This is a genomic window from Lysinibacillus sp. GW247-5R2A (assembly GCF_059424475.1).
In genome coordinates this window covers 80,738-103,265 of sequence record NZ_JBWKZL010000005.1, presented here as the reverse complement: position 1 = coordinate 103,265, position 22,528 = coordinate 80,738, and the positions used below count along the sequence as shown (strand labels likewise).

At 39.2% G+C, this 22,528-nt stretch carries 19 protein-coding genes; 15 read left to right on the top strand and 4 right to left on the bottom strand.

Translation table 11 applies throughout. The features are described 5' to 3' along the window. Nucleotides 1–10 precede the first annotated feature (10 nt). The 13 genes from ilvC (at nucleotide 11) to AC07YC_RS09460 (ending at nucleotide 15,308) form a co-directional block, all read left to right on the top strand. Nucleotides 11–1,045: a ketol-acid reductoisomerase gene (gene ilvC, locus AC07YC_RS09520; protein WP_008180491.1), complete on the top strand. Its 1,035-nt coding sequence runs from the start codon at nucleotides 11–13 to the stop codon at nucleotides 1,043–1,045. Beyond that, nucleotides 1,032–2,567: a 2-isopropylmalate synthase gene (locus tag AC07YC_RS09515; RefSeq protein WP_494919171.1), complete on the top strand. Its 1,536-nt coding sequence runs from the start codon at nucleotides 1,032–1,034 to the stop codon at nucleotides 2,565–2,567. Before ilvC ends, AC07YC_RS09515 begins: the two co-directional genes overlap by 14 nt. A 175-nt stretch (nucleotides 2,568–2,742) precedes the next feature. Next, complete coding sequence (leuB, locus tag AC07YC_RS09510; RefSeq protein ID WP_043990737.1) at nucleotides 2,743–3,843, top strand: 3-isopropylmalate dehydrogenase; 1,101 nt, start codon at nucleotides 2,743–2,745, stop codon at nucleotides 3,841–3,843. A 17-nt stretch (nucleotides 3,844–3,860) separates the two neighbouring features. Next, nucleotides 3,861–5,270 carry a 3-isopropylmalate dehydratase large subunit gene (leuC, locus tag AC07YC_RS09505; protein WP_494919170.1) on the top strand — a complete coding sequence of 470 codons (1,410 nt, stop codon included), beginning with the start codon at nucleotides 3,861–3,863 and terminating at the stop codon, nucleotides 5,268–5,270. A 31-nt stretch (nucleotides 5,271–5,301) separates the two neighbouring features. Next, complete coding sequence (gene leuD / locus AC07YC_RS09500) at nucleotides 5,302–5,892, top strand: 3-isopropylmalate dehydratase small subunit (RefSeq protein ID WP_336635084.1); 591 nt, start codon at nucleotides 5,302–5,304, stop codon at nucleotides 5,890–5,892. 193 nt (nucleotides 5,893–6,085) lie between these two features. Continuing rightward, entirely contained in the window at nucleotides 6,086–6,256 is a 171-nt protein-coding gene (locus AC07YC_RS09495) for a hypothetical protein (protein ID WP_008180501.1), read from the top strand. A gap of 75 nt (nucleotides 6,257–6,331) precedes the next feature. Further along, on the top strand, nucleotides 6,332–7,216 hold the full coding sequence (gene rbsK, locus AC07YC_RS09490; RefSeq protein WP_494919169.1) for a ribokinase: 885 nt from the start codon (nucleotides 6,332–6,334) through the stop codon (nucleotides 7,214–7,216). A 267-nt stretch (nucleotides 7,217–7,483) separates the two neighbouring features. Then, nucleotides 7,484–9,334, top strand: a complete 1,851-nt coding sequence (locus AC07YC_RS09485; protein ID WP_494919168.1) for a dynamin family protein — start codon at nucleotides 7,484–7,486, stop codon at nucleotides 9,332–9,334. Between the two features lie 102 nt (nucleotides 9,335–9,436). Continuing rightward, nucleotides 9,437–10,651, top strand: coding sequence for an RtcB family protein (locus tag AC07YC_RS09480; RefSeq protein WP_494919167.1), 1,215 nt, complete (start codon nucleotides 9,437–9,439; stop codon nucleotides 10,649–10,651). A 75-nt stretch (nucleotides 10,652–10,726) separates the two neighbouring features. Then, nucleotides 10,727–11,725, top strand: a complete 999-nt coding sequence (locus tag AC07YC_RS09475; protein WP_494919165.1) for a LacI family DNA-binding transcriptional regulator — start codon at nucleotides 10,727–10,729, stop codon at nucleotides 11,723–11,725. 95 nt (nucleotides 11,726–11,820) lie between these two features. Then, nucleotides 11,821–13,242, top strand: coding sequence for an aldehyde dehydrogenase family protein (locus tag AC07YC_RS09470; RefSeq protein WP_494919164.1), 1,422 nt, complete (start codon nucleotides 11,821–11,823; stop codon nucleotides 13,240–13,242). Between the two features lie 21 nt (nucleotides 13,243–13,263). Next, on the top strand, nucleotides 13,264–14,109 hold the full coding sequence (gene ahlS, locus AC07YC_RS09465; RefSeq protein ID WP_370689946.1) for an AhlS family quorum-quenching N-acyl homoserine lactonase: 846 nt from the start codon (nucleotides 13,264–13,266) through the stop codon (nucleotides 14,107–14,109). Between the two features lie 17 nt (nucleotides 14,110–14,126). Further along, nucleotides 14,127–15,308: an iron-containing alcohol dehydrogenase gene (locus AC07YC_RS09460; RefSeq protein ID WP_494919163.1), complete on the top strand. Its 1,182-nt coding sequence runs from the start codon at nucleotides 14,127–14,129 to the stop codon at nucleotides 15,306–15,308. Nucleotides 15,309–15,461: 153 nt separating this feature from the next. Here AC07YC_RS09460 and AC07YC_RS09455 read toward each other — a convergent pair whose 3' ends face one another. Both AC07YC_RS09455 and AC07YC_RS09450 read right to left on the bottom strand, forming a co-directional pair. Continuing rightward, nucleotides 15,462–15,971: a ferritin gene (locus AC07YC_RS09455; RefSeq protein WP_336635077.1), complete on the bottom strand. Its 510-nt coding sequence runs from the start codon at nucleotides 15,969–15,971 to the stop codon at nucleotides 15,462–15,464. 282 nt (nucleotides 15,972–16,253) lie between these two features. Continuing rightward, nucleotides 16,254–17,015, bottom strand: coding sequence for a TerC family protein (locus AC07YC_RS09450; RefSeq protein ID WP_494919162.1), 762 nt, complete (start codon nucleotides 17,013–17,015; stop codon nucleotides 16,254–16,256). Between the two features lie 415 nt (nucleotides 17,016–17,430). Between AC07YC_RS09450 and AC07YC_RS09445 the strand changes: the two genes are divergently transcribed. After that, nucleotides 17,431–19,191: an ABC transporter ATP-binding protein gene (locus AC07YC_RS09445; RefSeq protein WP_336635075.1), complete on the top strand. Its 1,761-nt coding sequence runs from the start codon at nucleotides 17,431–17,433 to the stop codon at nucleotides 19,189–19,191. A 175-nt stretch (nucleotides 19,192–19,366) separates the two neighbouring features. Then, nucleotides 19,367–19,786, top strand: a complete 420-nt coding sequence (locus AC07YC_RS09440; protein ID WP_494919160.1) for an SRPBCC family protein — start codon at nucleotides 19,367–19,369, stop codon at nucleotides 19,784–19,786. 39 nt (nucleotides 19,787–19,825) lie between these two features. On the opposite strand, the gene AC07YC_RS09435 is transcribed toward AC07YC_RS09440, so the two are convergent. Both AC07YC_RS09435 and AC07YC_RS09430 read right to left on the bottom strand, forming a co-directional pair. Next, complete coding sequence (locus AC07YC_RS09435) at nucleotides 19,826–21,307, bottom strand: spore germination protein (protein WP_336635073.1); 1,482 nt, start codon at nucleotides 21,305–21,307, stop codon at nucleotides 19,826–19,828. Beyond that, nucleotides 21,307–22,431 carry an endospore germination permease gene (locus AC07YC_RS09430; RefSeq protein ID WP_336635072.1) on the bottom strand — a complete coding sequence of 375 codons (1,125 nt, stop codon included), beginning with the start codon at nucleotides 22,429–22,431 and terminating at the stop codon, nucleotides 21,307–21,309. Before AC07YC_RS09430 ends, AC07YC_RS09435 begins: the two co-directional genes overlap by 1 nt. Nucleotides 22,432–22,528 lie beyond the last annotated feature (97 nt).

Here is a 22,528-nt window from a genome sequence, read left to right as displayed (position 1 = left end):
GGAAACAACAATGGCTACAATGTACTATGAACAAAATATTAACGAGGAAGTATTAAAAGGAAAGAAAATCGCTATTATCGGATACGGCTCACAAGGTCATGCCCATGCATTAAACCTAAAAGAATCAGGCTTTGACGTAGTAGTAGGGGTTCGCCCAGGAGGATCTTTCGATGCTGCTAAAGCAGATGGTGTTGACGTAAAAACAGTGGCTGAAGCAGCACAAGAAGCAGATGTAATCCAAATTCTACTACCAGATGAGCGACAAAAAGCTGTGTATGAAGCAGAAATTGCTCCACATTTACAAGCAGGGAAGGCGCTAATGTTTGCACACGGCTTCAATATTCACTTTGGGCAAATTACACCACCAGCAGATGTAGATGTATTTTTAGTAGCACCAAAAGGGCCAGGACATTTAGTTCGTCGTCAATTCCAAGAAGGTGCTGGTGTACCAGGTTTATTTGCTATCCATCAAGATGCAACGGGCCAAGCAAAAGATTTAGCACTTGCTTACGGTAAAGGCATTGGTGCCGCACGTGGTGGCCTTCTTGAAACAACATTTAAAGAAGAAACAGAGACTGACCTATTTGGCGAACAAGCAGTACTTTGTGGTGGCGCAACGCAGCTAGTAAAAGCAGGCTTTGAAACGTTAGTGGAAGCAGGCTACCAACCAGAATTAGCATACTTTGAAACACTACATGAGTTAAAGCTAATTGTTGATTTAATGTTTGAAGGTGGAATGGCAACAATGCGTTACTCCGTATCAGATACAGCTGAGTGGGGAGATTATGTGGCAGGACCACGCATCATCGATGAGTCTGTAAAAGCTCGTATGAAAGATGTGTTAACGGATATCCAAGATGGTACGTTTGCTCGCCGTTGGATTCAAGAAAATGAAAATGGTCGTCCTGAATATACAAAGTTCAAAGAGGCTGGTGCGAACCATCAAATCGAAGAAGTAGGCGCAAAATTACGTGAGATGATGCCATTCATCAACGAAGGTAAAGAAAAAGTGGTAAGAGAAGTGGCGACAAGTGCGAAAAATTGATATTTTCGATACTACGCTTCGCGATGGTGAACAATCTGCTGGTATCAATTTAAATACAGCAGAGAAAATAGAAATTGCTAAACAGTTAGAGCGCCTTGGTGTGACAATAATTGAAGCAGGGTTTCCTGCTTCGTCACCCGGTGACTTTGATGCAGTCCATCGCATAGCTGAAACAGTAAAAAATTCAGTCGTAACGGGCCTTGCTCGTTGTATCCAAAAGGATATTGATACGACATGGGAAGCTATTAAAGTAGCTCAACAACCACATATTCATATTTTCCTAGCTACTTCGCCTATCCATATGGAATACAAGCTGAAAAAATCACCAGAACAAGTGATCGAGCAAGCGGTTGAAGCGGTTAAATATGCGAAAAAATACTTCCCCCTTGTACAATGGTCTGCTGAGGATGCATTCCGTTCAGATCGTGAATTTTTAGTACGAATTATGAATGAAGTGGTTGCTGCTGGGGCCACAACGATTAACGTCCCTGATACAGTCGGCTATGCCTCCCCTTACGAATATGGTGCATTATTTAAGTATTTGCTGGAAAACGTAAAAGGCGCTGATAAAGTCAAATTTTCTGCCCATTGTCATGACGACTTAGGAATGGCAACAGCCAACACATTGGCGGCAATTGAAAATGGTGCTGCACAAGTGGAGGGAACAATTAATGGCATTGGAGAGCGAGCAGGCAATGTAGCGTTAGAAGAAATTGCCGTAGCCCTTCATATACGGAAGGATTTTTATCAGGTTGAGACAGGGATACAGCTGCAAGAGATTAAACGTACGTCCCAATTAGTCAGTAAATTGACAAACGTTGTGATTCAGCCAAACAAAGCGATTGTTGGGAAAAATGCATTTGCACACGAATCTGGAATTCATCAGGATGGTGTGTTAAAAAATCCAGAAACGTATGAAATTATTTCACCTGCACTGATTGGTGAAGGTGAAATACCGTTAGTTCTTGGAAAACATTCTGGTCGAGCAGCCTTCCGTGATCGAGCTGAAACAATGGGCTTTGATCTATCAGATGAAAAGTTGAATAAGGCGTTTGTGGAATTCAAAAAATTGGCGGATCGTAAAAAGGAAATTACAGAGGAAGATTTACTGACTCTTCTTACGGAACAGCAAATTCAGTTAGAGGATGTGCCACTATTTGAATTGAAAATGGTTCAAGTGCAATATGGTACAGAAAATATTCCGACGGCCACAGCCATTGTGCTAACACCAGAGGGATTAGAGAAAACAGTAGTTGCCACTGGTTCTGGGTCAGTAGAAGCCATTTTTAACACGCTAGAGCAGCTAGTACCAAGTGCTGTTCAAGTGATTGATTACCGTGTGACATCAGTGGGTAAAGGCCGTGATGCACTTGGTGAAGCTGTTATAAATATTCGTTATGATCATGTATCGACGACTGGCCGCAACTCCTCTCAGGATGTTTTGGAAGCATCGGCGAAAGCTTATTTAAATGCTATTAACCGTCATTTAATAAAAGAAAGTCTTCGTGCACATCCAGTTTAATTAATCATCCAGTTTTACAAGTGGTGAAATGTGTGAGGTACCATTCACAAGTCGGATGCAATAATCATGGCGTATATGGTTAATCAAGAAAATTGAATACGCTCATCATTCATAAATTTGGTGAGCGTCTTTACTAAATTAGCGAATGCGCTATATAAAGAAGGGTGTTTTGATGATGGAGAAAAAAATTACAGTACTTCCTGGTGACGGAATTGGGCCAGAGGTTGTTGCTTCTGCTGTGCGTGTATTACAAGTGATTGGAAAACGGTTTAATCATACTTTCCATTTAGGGTATGGAACAATCGGGGGCGCTGCCATCGACCAACACAATAATCCACTACCAGATGAAACTATTGAGATGTGTGAGAATAGTGATGCGGTTCTACTAGGAGCAGTTGGAGGACCAAAGTGGGATCAGAATCCACCTGAATTACGCCCTGAAAAGGGATTATTGCGAATTCGCAAACACTTTGATTTATTTGCTAATCTACGTCCTGTAAAGGCGTTCCCGAGTTTACTAGATGCTTCACCATTGAAGCGTGAGGTAGCTGAAAACGTTGATTTAATGATTGTTCGTGAACTAACAGGTGGCGTATACTTCGGGGAACCACGTATGCGTACTGAAAATGGCGCAATTGATACAACTGTTTACTCAAAAGCAGAAGTAGAGCGTATCGTTGAAAATGCCTTTGAGCTAGCACGTTTACGTGGAGGCAAGTTATGCTCTGTTGACAAGGCGAATGTTCTTGAAACAAGTCGTTTATGGCGAGAAGTCGTAGAAGCAAAGAAAAAAGAATATCCAGATGTTTTGGTGGAACATAACCTAGTAGATTCTGTAGCGATGAAACTGATTACAAATCCTGGGCACTATGATGTAGTAGTTACAGAAAACATGTTCGGGGATATTTTAAGTGATGAAGCATCTGTTATTACCGGTTCTTTAGGTGTATTACCGTCGGCATCTATTCGTGGAGATAACTTTGGCCTATATGAGCCAGTACACGGGTCAGCACCTGAGATTGCAGGGCAAGGAGTAGCAAATCCTGCAGCAACTATTCTTTCTGTAGCGATGATGCTTCAATACTCGTTTGGCTTAAAGGAAGAAGCAGCAGAAATTGAACGTGCCGTAAGTGCGGTATTTGATGATGGTTATTTTACAGCAGATCTTGCCCGAGATGGCAGTCGCGTTTTATCAACAAATGAATGGACAGACAAGGTTATTAATGAAATTGATACTAGTTTTGTTTCACAAAGCATTATGACAACATATATTTAAAGAAATAGGTGAAGACAATGGGTAAAAATATAATTGAAAAGATTTGGGGTAAACATGTTGTTTATCAGGAAGAGGGCAAACCGGACCTGTTATATATTGATCTTCATTTAATTCATGAAGTAACTTCTCCGCAAGCTTTTGAGGGACTTCGGATGAATGGACGTCAAGTACGTCGTCCAGATTTAAGCTTTGCAACAATGGACCATAATGTTCCAACAAAAAATTTACCAACCATCCATGATCCGATTGCACGTAACCAAATTGAAACTTTAGCCAAAAATGCTGAAGAGTTTGGTGTAGAGCTGGCAGGTATGGGCCATCCTGATCAAGGAATTGTCCATGTGATTGGACCAGAGTTAGGGCTTACACAGCCTGGCAAAACGATTGTCTGTGGTGACTCACATACATCCACACACGGTGCATTTGGAGCAATTGCCTTTGGTATTGGAACTTCTGAGGTAGAGCATGTATTATCGACGCAAACATTATGGCAAAATAAGCCAAAGACAATGGAAATTCGTGTTGAAGGGGAGCTATCAGTCGGAGTAGCCGCTAAAGATATCATTTTAGCCATTATTGCAAAGTTCGGAATCGGAGTCGGCACAGGATATATTGTGGAATTTACTGGAGAGGCTATCCACAAACTGTCCATGGAAGAACGGATGACGATTTGTAATATGTCGATTGAGGCTGGTGCCAAGGCAGGGCTGATTTCCCCTGACCAAACAACAGTAGACTATATTCGTGGTCGTAAATATGCGCCACAGGGTGAGCAATTTGAGGAAGCAGCTAACTATTGGTTAAGCCTAGCTTCTGATGAGGATGCTACTTACGATACAGTTCGTATTATTCATGCGGAAGAAATTGAGCCTATCATTACATGGGGAACTAATCCATCGATGGGTACAGGAGTTTCTGGTCACGTCCCAACTCAAGCAGATTATAAAGATGAATCCGATAAGGCAGCACTTCAAAAAGCTCTTGATTATATGGGCTTAGAGGAAGGGCAACCATTAACGTCCATTGATATCCAGCATGTCTTTATTGGCTCCTGTACAAACTCGCGTATTAGTGATTTACGTGCAGCTGCGGATGTTATTAAAGGAAGAAAAGTACATGGTGATGTAACAGCAATCGTTGTTCCAGGCTCTCATACTACGAAAAAACAAGCAGAGGCAGAAGGCTTAGATAAAATCTTTACAAACGCCGGCTTCGAATGGCGAGAGTCAGGTTGCTCCATGTGTTTAGCGATGAATGATGATGTAGTCCCAGCTGGTGAACGCTGTGCCTCCACATCCAACCGCAACTTTGAAGGGCGTCAGGGAGCTGGCTCTCGTACACATTTAGTATCTCCACCAATGGCAGCTGCAGCCGCAATTGCAGGTCATTTTGTAGATGTACGTGAATTTGTAAAGGAAACTGTGTAAAGCTTGTTTTTACACGGAAGGGATGTTGAAAATGGAACCAATTAATATCGTAAATAGTGTTATTACACCACTTGATCGTAAAAATGTGGATACAGACCAAATTATTTCAAAAGAGTTTTTAAAGCGTATTGAGCGCACAGGCTTTGGACAGTATTTATTTTATCACTGGCGCTTTGATGCAGACGGCAATGAAATAAAAGATTTTGTATTAAATAAACCAGCATTTAAAGAGTCAAAAATTCTAGTGGCACAGGATAATTTCGGCTGTGGTTCTTCTCGAGAGCACGCACCATGGGCCATATTGGACTATGGATTTCATGTCGTCATTGCGCCTTCCTTTGCAGATATTTTCCATAATAACTGCTTTAAAAACGGGATTCTTCCTATTAAGCTAACAGAAGCGGAATGTGATGAAATTCTAGCGAAGGGCAAAGCAAACCCATATTCAGTGGAAGTAAATCTTGCAGCACAAACGGTATCAGATGATGATGGAACAGTCTATCATTTCACAATTGATCCGTACTACAAGGAAACATTGCTAAATGGTTGGGATGAGATTGCCTTAACTATTAAATACGAAGACCATATCGCTGCTTATGAAGAGAAGCGAGTAGCCTATTAATATATTTTTGGAGACTGAAGACAAACTGAGCGTTGTCTTCAGTTTTTTTTGCGTTGGCAAATAACCATACTAATTATGGATAGAATGTGAATAGAAATAAGTTTGATAAGAATATTATGAATGTAAACATTGTGAATAAATGGTATTTTTTGATAATGTGGAAGTAGCAAGTTATTTGAAAGGAGAATAGATTATGATTACTTATTCAGTTTCCTGTATTTTTTGCAAAAAGACGTTTGAGGTTGTGGAAGGGACAAGGAAATATACCTTGTATAAAAGAAATATGAAAGGAAAATTCTCCTGCGAAGATTGTGATAGTAAAATTGAACGTGAGGCTAGAAAAGGATTATTAGGAAAACTTTAAAAAGCTTTTAAAACACCCTGTCCTTGATCTTTTTTCTCCATTAAAATAGAGCTTAGAAGAAAGGTAGGGACATTAATGATTACAGTTATAGGAAGTTTAAATATGGATTTAGTTGTACAAATGAATGCTTTTCCAAAGCAAGGAGAAACGATTCTTGGCCATGCATTTCAAACTGTTCCAGGAGGAAAAGGGGCCAATCAGGCAGTTGCGGCTGCTCGACTTGGGAGTGATGTGGCAATGATTGGCTGTGTCGGTCAGGATAGCTTTGGTGAAACATTATGTGCAGGTTTACTGCAAGAGCAAGTAAACACAGATGCCATTGTTCATAGTGCTACAGCTCCAACAGGTATTGCTAATATTCTTATTTACAATCAAGATAATCGAATTGTAGTGGTGCCTGGTGCCAACTATGAATTAGCACCTACACATATTGAGGCATCCAAAGAGTTGCTACAAAAAAGCCAAATGGTGATCATTCAACTGGAAATTCCAAAAGAGACAACAGCCTATGCTATTCAACTATGTAAAGAGGTGGGAGTGCCAGTATTATTAAATCCTGCACCAGCGGCAAATTTTGATAGACAGTGGATGGAGGATATCGCCTATTTAACGCCAAACGAAACAGAATGTGCAGAAATTTTTAACGAGCCCATCGATCAGCTGCTAGAAAAGTATCCTAATAAGCTCATTATAACGCTAGGAAGTGATGGTGCGCGTTATTTTGATGGTATATTTCCCGTTCATATCCCAGGCTATATGACGACTGTTGTGGATACAACTGGTGCAGGTGATACCTTTAACGGTGCACTAGCTCATGCCTTAGTAGAAGGTCAATCATTAGATGAGGCAGTGTACTTTGCTAATCTTGCTGCCTCATTGTCTGTTGAAAAATTTAGCGCACAGGGGGGCATGCCCACACTTGGTGAAGTTTACGCGCGTATGGCGGGCACCGGGGAATAGTATTCCAAAAGGAACAGGTAGAACTAAATAGCTATAATAAAGGTTGTTTACGCTGGCAATTTTAGTAAAATTCATAAAATTGGCTATTTCTTTTAGTCTGAATTGTGAATGAAATGTGAAATGATTGTGTATCGGTATAAGGATGAACTCCTATTTGCCCTATAAATGTATAAGTATATTGTCCTCTTTTCGTTGATCTATATATTAGTAAAGCATTAGTATCATTTATAATGGTCTTATAGATGCATACGAAAAGAGGTTTTGAGGATGACGAACATTGACCATACGCCAATCGAATATACAACCTCAGCGAATAATATATTGCCACAATTTGTTGATCAACTTCGACAATTGTACGGTATTATTGTCCAAAATACATATGTGAAAGATACAGCTAAACATTTAAATCGTATTATTCAAGATGCTAATAACCAAACGATGATTTTAATTGTCGGTAAGCAACGAGTAGGCAAAACGACACTAGTCAACGGACTCCTCGGACGTGAGGTTTTATCTGTAAATGATCAACATCCGACAGGTGTCAATACATTTATTCGATATGGCGAACAAGAAGAGATTAAAGCCTATTTTTTAGATGGTGTTGTAGCCATATTTGATCTTAGTAAATTAGAACTACTGACAACAGGTGATACATTTGCTTCGCAGATTTTACGTGAACATTTAGATTACTTAGAAGTATATTTAAAAAATGACTTATTAAAATCTGTGACAATCATTGACTCGGTTTCCTTAGAAGCTGGGGGAGGTGAAATGGCCTATTTCTCTGAAGCACTGATGAACCGTGTAGATGAGATTTTCTGGGTTTTACGAGCCGGCTCTAGGGCGATTGATGCTGAGCTTTTATTAATGGATACGTTAAAGCATAAAGGAGTGGAGCCTTTATGTGTCATCAATGGTATCGATGCTGATGAGCATGCAGACGCATTTATTACTGCTGAACAACAACGTATTGGCCATTTGATGAGTGATTTTATAGCTATTTCCGCAACGAATGCACTGGCAGCCAAGCAAACGGACAACCTCGAGCTTTGGCAGGAAAGTCAATATGACCATTTAATAGCTCACATACATCGTGTGGCTGAAAATAGTGAAAAAAAAACCTATGCCATTTTAATTCGCTTCTTACAATGGCTTGAACGGTTCCGCTTCGAATTAACTGTAATTCCACGACGTGACCCTTTTCAGTCTGCTGTTGAGAATATTGAAAAATACGCAGGCGATACCCAATTTGAGTTTTCTCGCTATCAGCGTGACTTAGCGATAGTGAAGGAGTATGAGCAAGAATATGAGCAGGTGGCCAATACATTTACACATGTTCAAACCCTTTATCAGCTCTTACAAACTATCTCGCAGCATGATTATTTACAAGATGAGAAGGTAGAAAAATTTACTGAAATCGCTGTATATTATCAACAAATGTTACGGGAGTATCGTACTATGCACAGTGAGTATTCACGAGAATATGAACGCCTGGATGCACAGCATAAAAAGATTCATGGTAAAGGGCTGATGAAGGCTATCTTCGGTCAGCATACCCAAAATGAATTTTTCAAAGAGCGTGTGCAAAAATTAAATGAGCAACAGGTGGTTTGTGTCGCTCAATACGACAATGTACTGCAAGCAGAAACGTCCATGTTGCAAGCAGTTCGAGACATTCAACCTTATTTAGTCAATTTGGTAAAGGAACGTATGAGTCGTATTGAACAAAAAGTGCAGGAATTAAATCAACAACGTGCGAAAGAGAAGCGACAATTAAAGCGGTATGCTGAAAAACTAAATGAATTTTCATGTTTAATTGAAGCACAGGGCTATATTAAGGAACATCTTCAGCCTTTCTTAATGCAGGAACAAATGCCACTAAAAGCAAAGGATCTAGAAATGCTTGAAGAAACGGTGCAGGCTATTTTGAGCATCGATCTTTCGAGGAACGGTTTATTGGCACGTAGTCAAATGAATAATAAAATGGAGAGTATTGCTATACCTTTTGATGTGAAGGAAATGTATCCACAGCAATGCTTAACGTTACAAGAAGAAGATGTGAAATCGAACGATATTCCAGAGATACCAAATAAACTAGCCATACAATATGCAGAATAAATGTTACAAAACGTTCTAAAAGAATGATTCTTTTAGGGCGTTTTTTTATGGAATGAAACATTTCATCCCATTTATACGTATAAATGGTAGGGAGGGGTAAAAATGATTGAAATTAAAGGACGTTACACAGAGGCTAAAATTTATGCTGAAACAGCATTGCCATCAGCGATCGATCAAATCCAAGAATTGACGAATCAGGCGTTTATGTCAGGTACAAAGGTACGTATTATGCCTGATTATCATGCAGGCAAAGGCTGTGTTATTGGCACGACCATTCACCTACAGGAGCGGGTTGTGCCAAATCTGGTCGGTGTCGATGTGGGCTGTGGTGTATTTGTAGCGCAATTAGATGTAACGGCGGTTGATTATGAGAAACTCGATACGATCATTCGAAAATATGTACCGAGCGGTCAAGAGGTTCATAAGGAACTATCGCCTGACCGACAATTTTTAGCGTTCGAAGGTAAACAGTTCAAAGCAAGTGGCTTTAAGGATGAGTATACAAATCTATCGTTAGGGACACTTGGTGGAGGCAATCATTTTATTGAATTGGCTAAAGATGAGGAAAATCTATACTATTTACTAATTCATACTGGCTCACGTTATGTGGGGGCAAAAGTAGCAAACTGGCATCAAAAAAGAGCCTATGACAATTTACGTCAGCAAGAGTTGACTGAAAAAATAGAGGACTTGAAACAACAAGGGCGAGAAAAGGAAATCCAAGCGATGATTCAAGCCTATAAAGAGAAACACCCTGTGGTTCCGAAAGAGTTAGCCTATTTGGAGGACGAACATTTCCATGACTATATTCATGATATGAAAATCGCGCAGCAATTTGCGCAGATGAATCGTTGGACGATTGCTGAAACCATTGCAAAACATATGAATTGGCAGCTAATAGATACATTTGATACGATTCATAACTATATTGAGACGGAGACAATGACGCTACGTAAGGGGGCCGTCCGAGCCAATAAAGGAGAGAAGCTTGTCATTCCTATGAATATGCGCGATGGATCACTTATTTGTATAGGGAAAGGCAATGCTGATTGGAATAATTCAGCCCCACATGGTGCAGGACGTATGTACTCACGTCGTGCCGCTAAAAAAGCGTTGAATATGGAAGATTTTAAAGAGACGATGGAGGGAATCTGGACAACATCAGTCAATGAAGAAACATTAGACGAGGCACCAATGGCCTATAAGCCTATGGCAGAAATTACATCTGCGATTGGAGAAACAGTGGATATTATTAAGATGATCAAGCCTGTCTACAATTTCAAAGCGAGTGAAGTGACAAAGCCTTATGAGAGATAGTGACCCCCTAACTCCCTATCATCAATAGGTATGTATGGTATAATATAGCTTTACAACAATGAAATGGGTGGTTTTTTGGTTTCTTCAAAAGATGTGGCAAAGCATGCTGGTGTATCTCAAACAACCGTGTCAAGAGTGTTGAATACGCCAGAGCTAGTAAAGCCAAAAACAGTTGAAAAAGTGATGAAAGCGATTGAGGACCTAAACTATATTCCAAATGATATAGCTAGATCGCTTGTTCAGAAAAAGACAGGCATTATAACATTAATATCAGGTCCTTTACACAATCCTTTTTTTGTTGATACGACGACCGCTATCGTTAATTATGTCAACGCCCGTGGCTATAAAGTTAACGTTTATTTTGGTACAGAAGATAATTTACACTCGATTTACAATGCAGTTTTAGAGACGAAGGCAGATGCCATTATATTATCTTCGATGCTCTATCAAGATGATTTGTTTTTTAAATTAGAAAAGCTAGGAATTCCATTTATTATGTTTAATCGTAAGCATCAAGAAAATAGACATTTTGTAGAAATAGATAATGTGCAAGCAGGATATCTAGCAGCAAATCATATTTTGTCATTAGGGCATCAATCACTATGCTGGATTGGTGGTCCACATCAAATGAGTACATTTTTTGGTCGCTACCAAGGGTTTGAAAAGGCACTAAAGGATCATGAAATAGAAGCTAAATCTATACCTACATTTTTTACCAATACGAATAAGGAAGATATCGAAAAGACTTTTGAGGAACTATTAAAACTAGACAGAAGACCTACAGCAATTTGTGCAGCGACAGATGCCATCGCTATAGAAATTTTGAACCTTTGTTTAGAAAGAGGCTTTCAGGTTCCTAGGGATTTTAATGTGATCGGCATTGATAATGTGGAGCTTAGTAAACATCATTCCATTGCTTTGACAACAGTAGGGATAACATCAGAAGAAAACTTAGGATTTTTAGCGGTTGAAAAATTATTTGAGGTTATGGAGAAAAAAAGTACTTGCATCCAACAAACAGAGTCTGTTAAACTTTTCCCAAGAAATACAACGTGTAAAAATGAACTGATTTAACGTCAGTTTATTTTTTACACCAAAATGGTTACGTATTCATTTCTTTATTTTCAGAAATGAATACGTAACCATCAAGGGGAGGAGTGAGATAAGTCTTGAAAAGGGGCTTATGGATTCATGGAGAATGGAAGATAACTGAAGAGTATATGGAGGTTCAAGCCCCGCATTCACAAGAGGTGATTGCCCATTTTGCAATGGCCACTGAACAAGATGTGCATGAGGCCATTGCAAGTGCACAAGCTGCTGCGAAGAGCATGGCTGCGTTAACGGCTTTTCAACGAGCAGAAATTTTGGAGCATTTATCGACACTCTTTTTGGAAAATCGTGAAGAGGCAGCTAGTATCATTTCACTAGAATCAGCAAAACCGCTCAAGTATGCCTATGCTGAAATTGATCGCACCATTGAAACCTATAAATTTGCCGCAGAGGAGGCTAAACGATTAACGGGCGAAATGATTCCGATGGACGCTTCTAAAAATGGGGAGGGGCGCTTTGCCTATACCATTCGAGAGCCAATCGGCGTAATTGCTGCAATTACACCGTTTAATTTCCCGCAAAATTTAGTTGCGCATAAAGTAGGTCCTGCTTTAGCAGCAGGGAATACGATTGTGTTAAAGCCAGCTACTCAAACGGCTCTATCCGCTCATTTTCTAGCAAAATTATTGGCACAAACCAATTTACCGGCGGGAGCTTTTAATCTAGTGACGGGGCAGGGGAAATTAGTAGGAGATGTATTTTTAGCACACCCTCATGTGAAAATGATAACGTTTACGGGAAGTCCTGCTGTAGGGGTTTCGCTACGAAATCGTGCAGGTTTAAAAAAGGTAACATTAGAACTAGGGTCGAATGCAGGAGTGATTGTTGACGAAGGCGTTCAACTTGATCAGATTATGGACCGAGTGATTATGGGGGCATTTTCAAATCAAGGTCAGGTATGCATTTCATTGCAGCGAATATATGTAATGGAAAGTATCGTAAATGAGTTTTTAGACAAGCTCAGCGCTAAAGCGGCACAGCTAGTCATTGGTGATCCTCTTGATGAAACAACGGATATAGCCATGATGATTTCAGCAGCAGAACAACAACGAGCCCAGGAGTGGATTGAAGAAGCAGTTGCTGAAGGGGCTAAAATCATTGCTGGTGGTTATATTGACAATCAGGTTTTATTGCCAACTGTGTTATCGAACGTATCTTCACAAAGTAAGGTATCCTGTGAAGAAATTTTTGCGCCAGTTGTTATCGTGAATTCAGTATCTTCTATAGAGGAGGCAATAGAGGCTATTAACGATTCTCATTATGGACTACAGGCAGGTATTTTTACACCATCAATTGAGACGGCTTTTAAAGCTTCCAAAGCATTACAGGCAGGGGGCGTTCTTATTAATGACGTGCCAACTTATCGTGTAGATCATATGCCATATGGTGGCGTGAAGGAAAGTGGTACAGGCCGTGAAGGCATAAAATATGCAATGGAAGAAATGACAGAAATGAAGCTCATTATTTGGAATAACCAATAATCACGAATGGAGATGGGAAACATGAAAATGATCAAACAACACCCAAAATTGTATGTAATGGACAACGGTACGATGCGAATGGATAAGAATTATATGATTGCCATGCACAATCCGGCAACAATCGATCATCCAAATCAACCAAATGAATTTGTAGAATTCCCTGTTTATACAGTACTTATTGATCATCCAGAGGGCAAAATTTTATTTGATACGGCGTGTAATCCTAATGCTATGGGACCCGATGGACGTTGGGGAGAATTTACACAAAAAGCGTTCCCTATTAATATGCCAGAAGAATGTTATTTACATCATCGATTAGAAGAATTAAATGTTCGTCCTGAGGATATCAAATTTGTTGTAGCATCCCACTTGCATCTCGACCATGCAGGCTGCTTAGAATTATTTACGAATGCAACGATCATTGTACAAGAAGATGAGTTTAACGGCACATTACAAACGTATGCAAGAAATGTTAAAGACGGTGCTTACGTTTGGGGCGACATTGATATGTGGATTAAAAATAATTTACAATGGCGCCTTATTAAACGTGGTGAAGATAATGTGAAGCTTGCAGAAGGTATTCAAGTGTTGAATTTTGGTAGTGGCCATGCGTGGGGTATGCTCGGTCTGCACATTAATATGCCAGACACAGGTGGAATTATTTTAGCGTCAGATGCCATCTATACGGCGGAAAGCTTTGGCCCACCTGTTAAGCCACCGGGCATTATATATGATTCGGTTGGCTATAATTCTACAGTTGAACGCATTCGCCGACTTGCCAATGAAACGAATTCTCAGGTTTGGTTTGGTCATGACCCTGTCCAATTTAAATCATTTAGAAAATCGACAGAAGGATATTATGAATAGATAGGAGTAGAGAAGCCATGCATAAATTAACCTTTACGCCTGTAAGCTATACAGGTTGGGGATGTTTAAATCAGCTTCTGCCCGAAGTAGAAAGATTTAAAGCTACAAATATTTTAATTGTCACAGACCCACTTTTAAAGGAATTAGGGCTAGCAGATAAAGTCCAGCAGCCCTTGCGTACAAAAGGATATGCAACAACCATTTATACAGATATTGCCCCAGAGCCCCCACTTGCTATTGGAGAAAAGCTAGTTGATTTTACTAGAAAACATCAATTTGATTTGGTCATCGGTTTAGGGGGAGGAAGTGCTCTTGATTTAGCTAAGCTTGCTGCTGTTTTAGCCGTACATGATGGGAAAGTAGCGGATTATTTAAATTTAACAGGCACAAAAGCACTTGAACATAAAGGATTACCAAAGATTCTAATACCAACTACATCTGGAACAGGCTCAGAAGTGACAAATATTTCAGTCCTGTCCCTCGACACATCAAAAGATGTTGTGACACATGACTACTTATTGGCGGACAGTGCGATTGTAGACCCAGAGCTAACGATTTCATTACCCCCAAAGGTAACAGCTGCAACGGGGGTTGATGCTTTAACACATGCCATTGAGGCATATGTTTCAGTCAATGCCAATGAAGTAACGGATGCACTAGCACTACAAGCTATTCGCCTAATTAGTGGCTCTATTCGTACAGCTGTGCTGGAAGGGGAAAATCAACAGGCACGTTCAGATATGAGCTATGGCAGTTATTTAGCTGGCTTGGCCTTTTTCAATGCAGGAGTAGCTGGTGTGCATGCTTTAGCTTATCCTTTGGGAGGTCAATTTCATATAGCCCATGGTGATTCCAATGCCGTGCTCTTACCATATGTCATGGGATATATTCGTCAAAGCTGTGAAAAACGAATGAAAGATATTTTAGATGCCATGGGTTTAGCATCTACCTACTTATCGCAAGAAGAGGCTTCCTATAAATGTGTGGATGCATTACAACAGCTCGTTCAAGATGTAAAAATTCCTTCCACATTAAAGGGATTTACTATACCAGAAGAAGCCCTAGAACAATTAACGGACGATGCAACAAAGCAAACAAGAATTTTAGCCCGAAGTCCGATGCCATTAGAACGAGAAGATATTTATGCTATTTATCGGTCTGCGTTTGATGGAGAAGTTCGAGAGCCAGCAGAATCATAAAAAAAGAAAAGAGAAACGTTGATTGTTGACGTTTTTCTTATAAAAAAATAGCTATAGTTTTATAGTGTATTTAAAGCCTAAAAATAAGGCTACGAAGCTTCTTTGATGAAACTTCGTAGCCTTTGTCATGGGTTCGCTAATTTAGTAAGTAAGTTATGCTTCTGCATCAGGCGTAAATGTACGCGTAGCTAATTCTGCATCTAGCATAAAGATAGCGTTGGAGTCGTTTTCGATACGTTCGATTTTTCGAATTAATGTATCAAATGTAGATTCTTCCTCTACTTGTTCATCGATGAACCATTTTAAAAAGGCCATTGTCGCATGCTCACGTTCGTCTAAAGCGATATCAGATAAATTATAAATACGGCGCGTCACTTCTTTTTCATGAGAAAGAGCTGTTTTAAAGGCATCTAAAATCGATTCAAAATGATTGCCTGGGCTATCAAAGCCTTGAATGGTTGCACGGTAGCCCATATTACTTAAGAAATTGTAAAATTTCATCGCATGGAAGCGTTCTTCTTCGGCTTGTACTAAAAAGAAGTTAGCGAAACCATCGTAATCCTGGTCTGTGCAATAAGCCGCCATTGCCATGTAAGCATGGGCCGAGTAAAATTCAAAATTCATTTGTTCGTTAAGTGCTGTGTGTAGTTTTTCAGATAACATAAAAGTTTTCCTCCTTTTGCAGTAAATGCCTTCTTCACTAGTATACAATGTTAGAGGTTCTTCATACAAAAATTTTAAATTTCATGGAAATATGTGCAAAACTTAATTGATATCCGTTCTCAATTAGAAAATTTACACTTCTTTATTTTTCGATACAACGGCAGGAAAAGGCTATTGTGTCGTTCGTAAAGTTAAGTATTAGTGGGGGAGTTGGATAGGGCGATTTGTTTAGCCTCAAATAGAAAATCGCCTCGACATAGGTCGTGGCGATTTTTTTCATCATTATTGTGCTTGAGTTTTTTGGTTTTTGACCCCAATTAAGTAACCACCTAGGGCAATTGCTACTAGGACAATCCAGAAAATAGCTTTCCAAATTGTAGAATGTGGGAACTCATGTGGAATAATGCCTAATTTTTCATGTGCTAATGTTAACACCGCTAATTTCACACCAACCCAACCAACGATTAGGAAGGCAGCTGTTTCTAGTGAAGGGAATTTATCAAGAACTTTCACGAACCAACGAGCCGCGAATCGCATCATGATAACCCCGATAATACCACCTAAGAACATAACGGCGAACTGTCCTGCATTAATACCACCAATATCAAAATCACCGATATGTGGTAGTGTTACAGCAATAGCAACCGCAGCTAAAATAGAATCTACCGCGAACGCGATATCAGCAAGTTCTACTTTTACAACCGTCATCCAGAAGCCGGATTGCTTTTTCGGCTCTTGGATATCATCGGAGCTTTGCGATGCTTTCCGTGAATCATAAATATGCTTAATAGACATAAACAATAGATAAGCTGCACCTATTGCTTGAATTTGCCAGAAATTAACGAGTGTTGTAATCAGGAATAATGCGGCGAAGCGGAAAACAAACGCCCCCACCAATCCATATAATAAAGCTTTTTGTTGTTGTGCTTTTGGTAAATGCTTAACCATAACTGCCATGACGACTGCATTGTCAGCTGCCAACAATCCTTCTAATACTATTAATACGACGAGTACCCATGCGTATTCTAAAATAATTGCCTCCAAATTTGTTTCCTCCTTTAATTATTGAACAGAAATGAATGGTTGCTTCTAACATATTCTTCCCAATTTTAAGCAAAAGAAAAAGACCCCTGCCTAAAAAATAGGCAAAGGTCTTGCTAAGCAATTTACTGTTCGTTGCACAGAAATTATTCTGTGAGACAATTTATGCCATCACACCCGATGGTAGGAACCATGTAATGACGAATGTGAATCAGATGCTTCGATCGCATCCGCTAGCTACTCCCCTTTGACAATAAAGTCAAAAGCTATTCAATTCTTACACCAATCATAGCATGCGAAAAACTGAAAGTAAATAAAAATATACTGCTATGGAGAAAAAATACTTTTCCGTTACGTTTGCACAAATGGTACTATTAAAAGATAGGCGAAATTTTTACAACTTAGAAAGGAGACAAACATGTATAGAAAATTTTTTTCCTATTATAAGCCGCATAAACGATTGTTTGTCATCGATTTTTCAAGTGCAATCATTGTAGCCATTTTAGAGCTCGCCTTTCCATTAGCCGTTCAGTGGTTTATTGATGAGCTATTACCAACAGGCGATTGGGGAATGATTGTAAAAATAAGTGTATTATTGCTGCTAGTGTACGCAATAAGTACGTTTTTAAACTTTATCGTGAACTATTTAGGGCATAAATTGGGGATTAATATTGAGACAGATATGCGTCAGGAATTATTTACGCATGTACAAAGGCAATCATTCCGATTCTTTGATAATACGAAAACAGGACATATCATGAGCCGTATTACCAATGATTTATTTGATATTGGGGAATTTGCCCATCATGGACCTGAGGATTTATTCATTGCCATTATGACCTTTGTTGGTGCCTTCGCCATTATGTTTAATGTGAACCCAACACTCGCTCTAATTGCAGCAATCATGGTGCCATTTTTAACATGGCTTGTGACATTTAGTAATATAAAAATGAATAATGCTTGGAAAACGATGTATGGCAAAATTGCTGATGTTAACGGACGTGTAGAGGATAGTGTGTCCGGCGTCCGTGTTGTGAAATCTTTTACAAATGAAGATTTTGAAATCAAACGCTTTAAGGAGCAGAATGGGTTTTTCCGTACGGCTAAATTATATGCCTATAAAATAATGGCAGGTACTCACTCGAGCATTTATATGATGACACGCCTCCTTACATTAATGGTGTTAGTAGTCGGCGCTTGGCTAAGCTTTAATGGAAAATTAACTTATGGGGAGCTAGTGAGCTTTGTTTTATATACAAATGTTCTCATAAAACCAATTGATAAGATTAGTGCTTTATTAGAGCTTTATCCGAAGGGAATGGCTGGTTTTAAGCGATTCCGTGAATTAATTGAGCAGGAACCAGAAATTCAAGATCGTGAAAATGCGAAGGTCATTAACCATTTAGATGGTAATATTTCCTTCAATAATGTTCACTTTAATTACGATACTTCGAAACAGGTTTTAAAAGATATTTCATTCGATGTAAAAGCTGGACAAACTATTGCATTTGTTGGCCCTTCAGGTGCTGGTAAAACGACCATCTGTTCGTTGATTCCTCGATTCTATGAGGTTTCAGAAGGTGCTATTTCGATTGACGGTATCGATATTCGCAATATGACTCAGGCTTCCTTACGATCTCAAATTGGTATCGTACAGCAGGATGTCTTCTTATTTACAGGGACAATTCGTGAAAACATTGCCTATGGAATGCTAAATGCCAGTGAAGAAGAAATTCGTGAAGCAGCGAAAAAGGCCCATTTAGAGGCATTCATCGCTGAGCTACCTGATGGTTATGATACGCAAATTGGAGAACGAGGCTTGAAATTATCCGGTGGACAAAAACAACGATTAGCCATTGCGCGTATGTTCTTGAAAAACCCACCTATTTTAATTTTAGATGAAGCGACCTCTGCATTAGATACCGAAACAGAGATGATTATTCAGCAATCTTTATCAGAGCTAGCTGAAAACCGTACTACTTTAGTGATTGCCCATCGCCTGGCAACTATAAGAAACGCAGATCGGGTAATGGTCGTGACGCCAAAAGGTATTGAAGAAGATGGTACTTATGATGAGTTAGTGGCTCACAATGGAATCTTTGCGAAACTCCATCACATCCAATTCCGTAAGGGACAAAACGAACAAAGCATTCAACATGATTATGTAAAGCTGACGTAACATCCTGTCAGCTCGATGATTAAAAGGCAGAAATGTGTGAGCGCATTTCTGCCTTTTCCTATTTTTAAATATTTATCGCAAAGGATAAGGATTAATAGGACAAGGAATTTTAGAAGAGGAGAGGAATTACTAGTAGTGAATAGAAAATGACAGATTAATAGATGGAGGTTAAGACATGGACAGCCACAAAAATATTGGATTAACCAAAGCAGTTGGTTATCAAGTAGGGGTTAGAAAAACGTTTCCAATCTCGCAACAGCAGGCATGGTCTCTTATTACAGGGGAGGAAGGTTTAAATGCATGGATAGGAGGAGGGGAAAATATAATTCTTAAACCTGGCCATCAATATCGTACAATGGTGGGAACAGGAGAAATTCGGATTGTCAAACCACTTGTGCAACTTCGTCTTACTTGGCAAAAGGAGGGGTGGCAACGACCTTCTACCATACAAATTCGAATCCTTTCCAAAGAAAATAATAAAACGACCATTAGTTTTCATCAGGAACATCTTGCCGATCAGCAAATAAGAGGAGAAATGAAGCGATATTGGCAATCGAGGTTAGCATCCATCGAAGAGAGCATACAAAAGATGTAGCCAAAAATAACTAGCATCTCCTCCATATATGAGGGGATGCTAGTTATTTTCTTGGTCTTTATTGTCTACGCTATGAGCATCAGCTGAACGGGTTGAATCCTGAGGAGCCAGAGCTTTATTGCGCTCCGAGTAACCTTTAGGTGATAGACGAAAAATAGATTTTTTGATGGTGGACCAGTTTAAATCTGTTGCAAGGTTCATGTAAGAGTATCCGTAAATGCGAATATTGCTTAGGTACAGAATTGTTAAATATAAAGAAACAAAGAAGCCAAATAAACCCAAAAAGGCGCTAGCAAGGATGAAGGCAATTCGTAATATACTAACTGAGGTCACAAGTGATTGATTGACCAACGTAAATGATGCGATAGTAGAAATGGCGATGACAACAATCATTTCAGGGCTTGTTACACCTGCTCGTATTGCAGCATCTCCGATAATGATTCCACCTACAACACTGATGGTTCCCCCAATAACTGAAGGGAGCCGTAGCCCTGCTTCACGGAACAATTCAAACATCAAAAGCATGATGAGCATCTCAAGTGAAGAAGGGAGGGGTAATCCAGCCTTGGCTTGTACAACAGTTGCCAGTAATTGTAATGGTAATTGATTTTGGTGGTAAGTTGTTAAAGCGAGCCAAAAGGCAGGCAGTAGCAATCCTATAAGAATACCGATTATCCGTAGTACTCGTTCTACTGAGCTGAAAATGATCGGATATTCATTATCCTCGGCAGATTTCAATAATAAGAAAAGATTTACAGGTGTGACAATGCCATAAGCAACCCCATCTACGAAAATAACAAAGCGTCCCCTTGCTAATGCTTGAACGGCATAGTCGGGTCGCCCTGTATAATCGAACTTTGGAAATAATTTTGAATTTTTATTAACGCGTTCCATTAATAAATCACCACTAAAAACGATATCGGTATCGACCGCTGCTAGCTGTTTCTTAATACCATGCAAAATGTCCATATCCACAATATCTTCAAAGTACAGGATGGCAACAGTTGTTTTTGAGCGTTTTCCGAGCTCCACCTTTTCGACACAAAATGAATTGGTCGGTAATCGTTTGCGGATTAAAGCGATATTGACGCGGATATCTTCAATAAAGTTATCCCTTGGCCCTTTAATAAGAACCTCCATACGCGTTTCTTCTGGCTTACGATTAGGCTTTTTAGCGATATTACTTGCGTATAAAAGGTTATCCTGCTCAAAATACATCAACAGGAAGCCACTATAAACGGATGAAATAAGCTGTTCCTTATCTTCGATTTTCTGAAGGCTTGGAACATGGAGATGCCTCGCTATATTTTCCTCAAAAGATACGTCATCCAAATGATCATATAAATACTGGATCCGCTGGATAATGACACCGTTCAGCATTTGTTGATCAATCATGGCATCACAAGTGATAAATTGTACCTTTTGTTCATTAAAGCTATATTCCTGAAATTGTATATCTGCAGATTTTTGAAATAGTTTTTTTATTGTATTGAAATCAAACTCATGCTCCTGTTGAGACATTATGATTCACCACTTTTCATGTCTTGTTCTTCAGTTTTCCCCTTTTTAGAAGATTTATCCGATAAGTAAGCAACGACAATGAAAAAAATTGATAAAGCAAAAAAGAAAATAAACGTAGCACTTAAAATATAATGTCCCTTTACTTTTAAAAATAAGCTTTCATTTAACATAATTAACGGTAAACAAATGATGAAGAAGGGGGGAGCGAGCATTTGCCAGATACGCTTCGGATCACCCGTCATTTTTAATAAGTCTGCCACAATATATAACAGGAAGCTCACACGAATGAAAGTCCCAGTTAACCATTGGTAAATAGAGAAGAAGTCTAGATGCTCAATATAGCGTCCGATGGTCACTAATCCCCATTCTTCATAAGCAGGATAACGTTGTTTCGATGCTTCACTTGGCCCAAATTCAGTAATAGCTCCAATTAGCGGACCTAATGTAAGGCCAATTAAGATAGCCAAAATAATCGTGAAATGGTACCAACGAAGACGTTCTTTAAATTGGTGCTGCAAAAATAATAGTAATAATAGCTCTATAAACCCTGATGCAGGAAAAATCATACCGTGTATGATAGGCTGAAAACCATGCTCGAAAAAGGGTCGCAACAAGCTATAATCTTTTACTTGTATATTGGTAAAGGCGACAAAAAAACCAAGGATTACAACTCCAAATAATACAAAGACATTGACAATAACAATCGTTTGTAAGCTAGTTGTCACTAGTAAAATGCAAAGGATAGTATAAACAAACAATAATATAAGGACGGGTGTTTGTGGTAAAAATGTGCTATTTACCCACTGTAATGTTTCCACCATTGTAAAAGCTGCGATAATCAATAGAAAAATGGCGACAATATAGATGATGGTAGTAGAAGCGACTTTTCCAATTTTTTCACTGAGCCAGTCTCGAATGGGTTCCTGTTTCGATTTTTTTTGGATATAAACTAATAAAAATAGCCAAAAGAAAATAATACCCCCCGCAAATAATACAGATAGCCAGCCATCTCTTTTGGCTGCGTCTAGCAGTGGAGGAATAATAGTTACATGATTTTTTAAGCCAATAACGGTCATTGATAGGAAGATTACATGTAAAATACTGATGGATCCTACACTTTTCATGATGAAAACCCTCTAACATTGATTGATACATATTAGCTTTGACAAAAAACAGTAGCTTTATAAGCAGAAAATGGGTTCTTCTCCATGAAAAAAACGA

Bases quoted from the DNA above. Each gene is read 5' to 3' on its own strand.
- ilvC (WP_008180491.1), top strand. From the start codon at position 11: ATGGCTACAATGTACTATGAACAAAATATTAACGAGGAAGTATTAAAA.
- leuB (WP_043990737.1), top strand. From the start codon at position 2,743: ATGGAGAAAAAAATTACAGTACTTCCTGGTGACGGAATTGGGCCAGAG.
- leuC (WP_494919170.1), top strand. From the start codon at position 3,861: ATGGGTAAAAATATAATTGAAAAGATTTGGGGTAAACATGTTGTTTAT.
- leuD (WP_336635084.1), top strand. From the start codon at position 5,302: ATGGAACCAATTAATATCGTAAATAGTGTTATTACACCACTTGATCGT.
- AC07YC_RS09495 (WP_008180501.1), top strand. From the start codon at position 6,086: ATGATTACTTATTCAGTTTCCTGTATTTTTTGCAAAAAGACGTTTGAG.
- rbsK (WP_494919169.1), top strand. From the start codon at position 6,332: ATGATTACAGTTATAGGAAGTTTAAATATGGATTTAGTTGTACAAATG.
- AC07YC_RS09485 (WP_494919168.1), top strand. From the start codon at position 7,484: ATGACGAACATTGACCATACGCCAATCGAATATACAACCTCAGCGAAT.
- AC07YC_RS09480 (WP_494919167.1), top strand. From the start codon at position 9,437: ATGATTGAAATTAAAGGACGTTACACAGAGGCTAAAATTTATGCTGAA.
- ahlS (WP_370689946.1), top strand. From the start codon at position 13,264: ATGAAAATGATCAAACAACACCCAAAATTGTATGTAATGGACAACGGT.
- AC07YC_RS09460 (WP_494919163.1), top strand. From the start codon at position 14,127: ATGCATAAATTAACCTTTACGCCTGTAAGCTATACAGGTTGGGGATGT.
- AC07YC_RS09455 (WP_336635077.1), bottom strand. From the start codon at position 15,971: ATGTTATCTGAAAAACTACACACAGCACTTAACGAACAAATGAATTTT.
- AC07YC_RS09445 (WP_336635075.1), top strand. From the start codon at position 17,431: ATGTATAGAAAATTTTTTTCCTATTATAAGCCGCATAAACGATTGTTT.
- AC07YC_RS09440 (WP_494919160.1), top strand. From the start codon at position 19,367: ATGGACAGCCACAAAAATATTGGATTAACCAAAGCAGTTGGTTATCAA.
- AC07YC_RS09435 (WP_336635073.1), bottom strand. From the start codon at position 21,307: ATGTCTCAACAGGAGCATGAGTTTGATTTCAATACAATAAAAAAACTA.
- AC07YC_RS09430 (WP_336635072.1), bottom strand. From the start codon at position 22,431: ATGAAAAGTGTAGGATCCATCAGTATTTTACATGTAATCTTCCTATCA.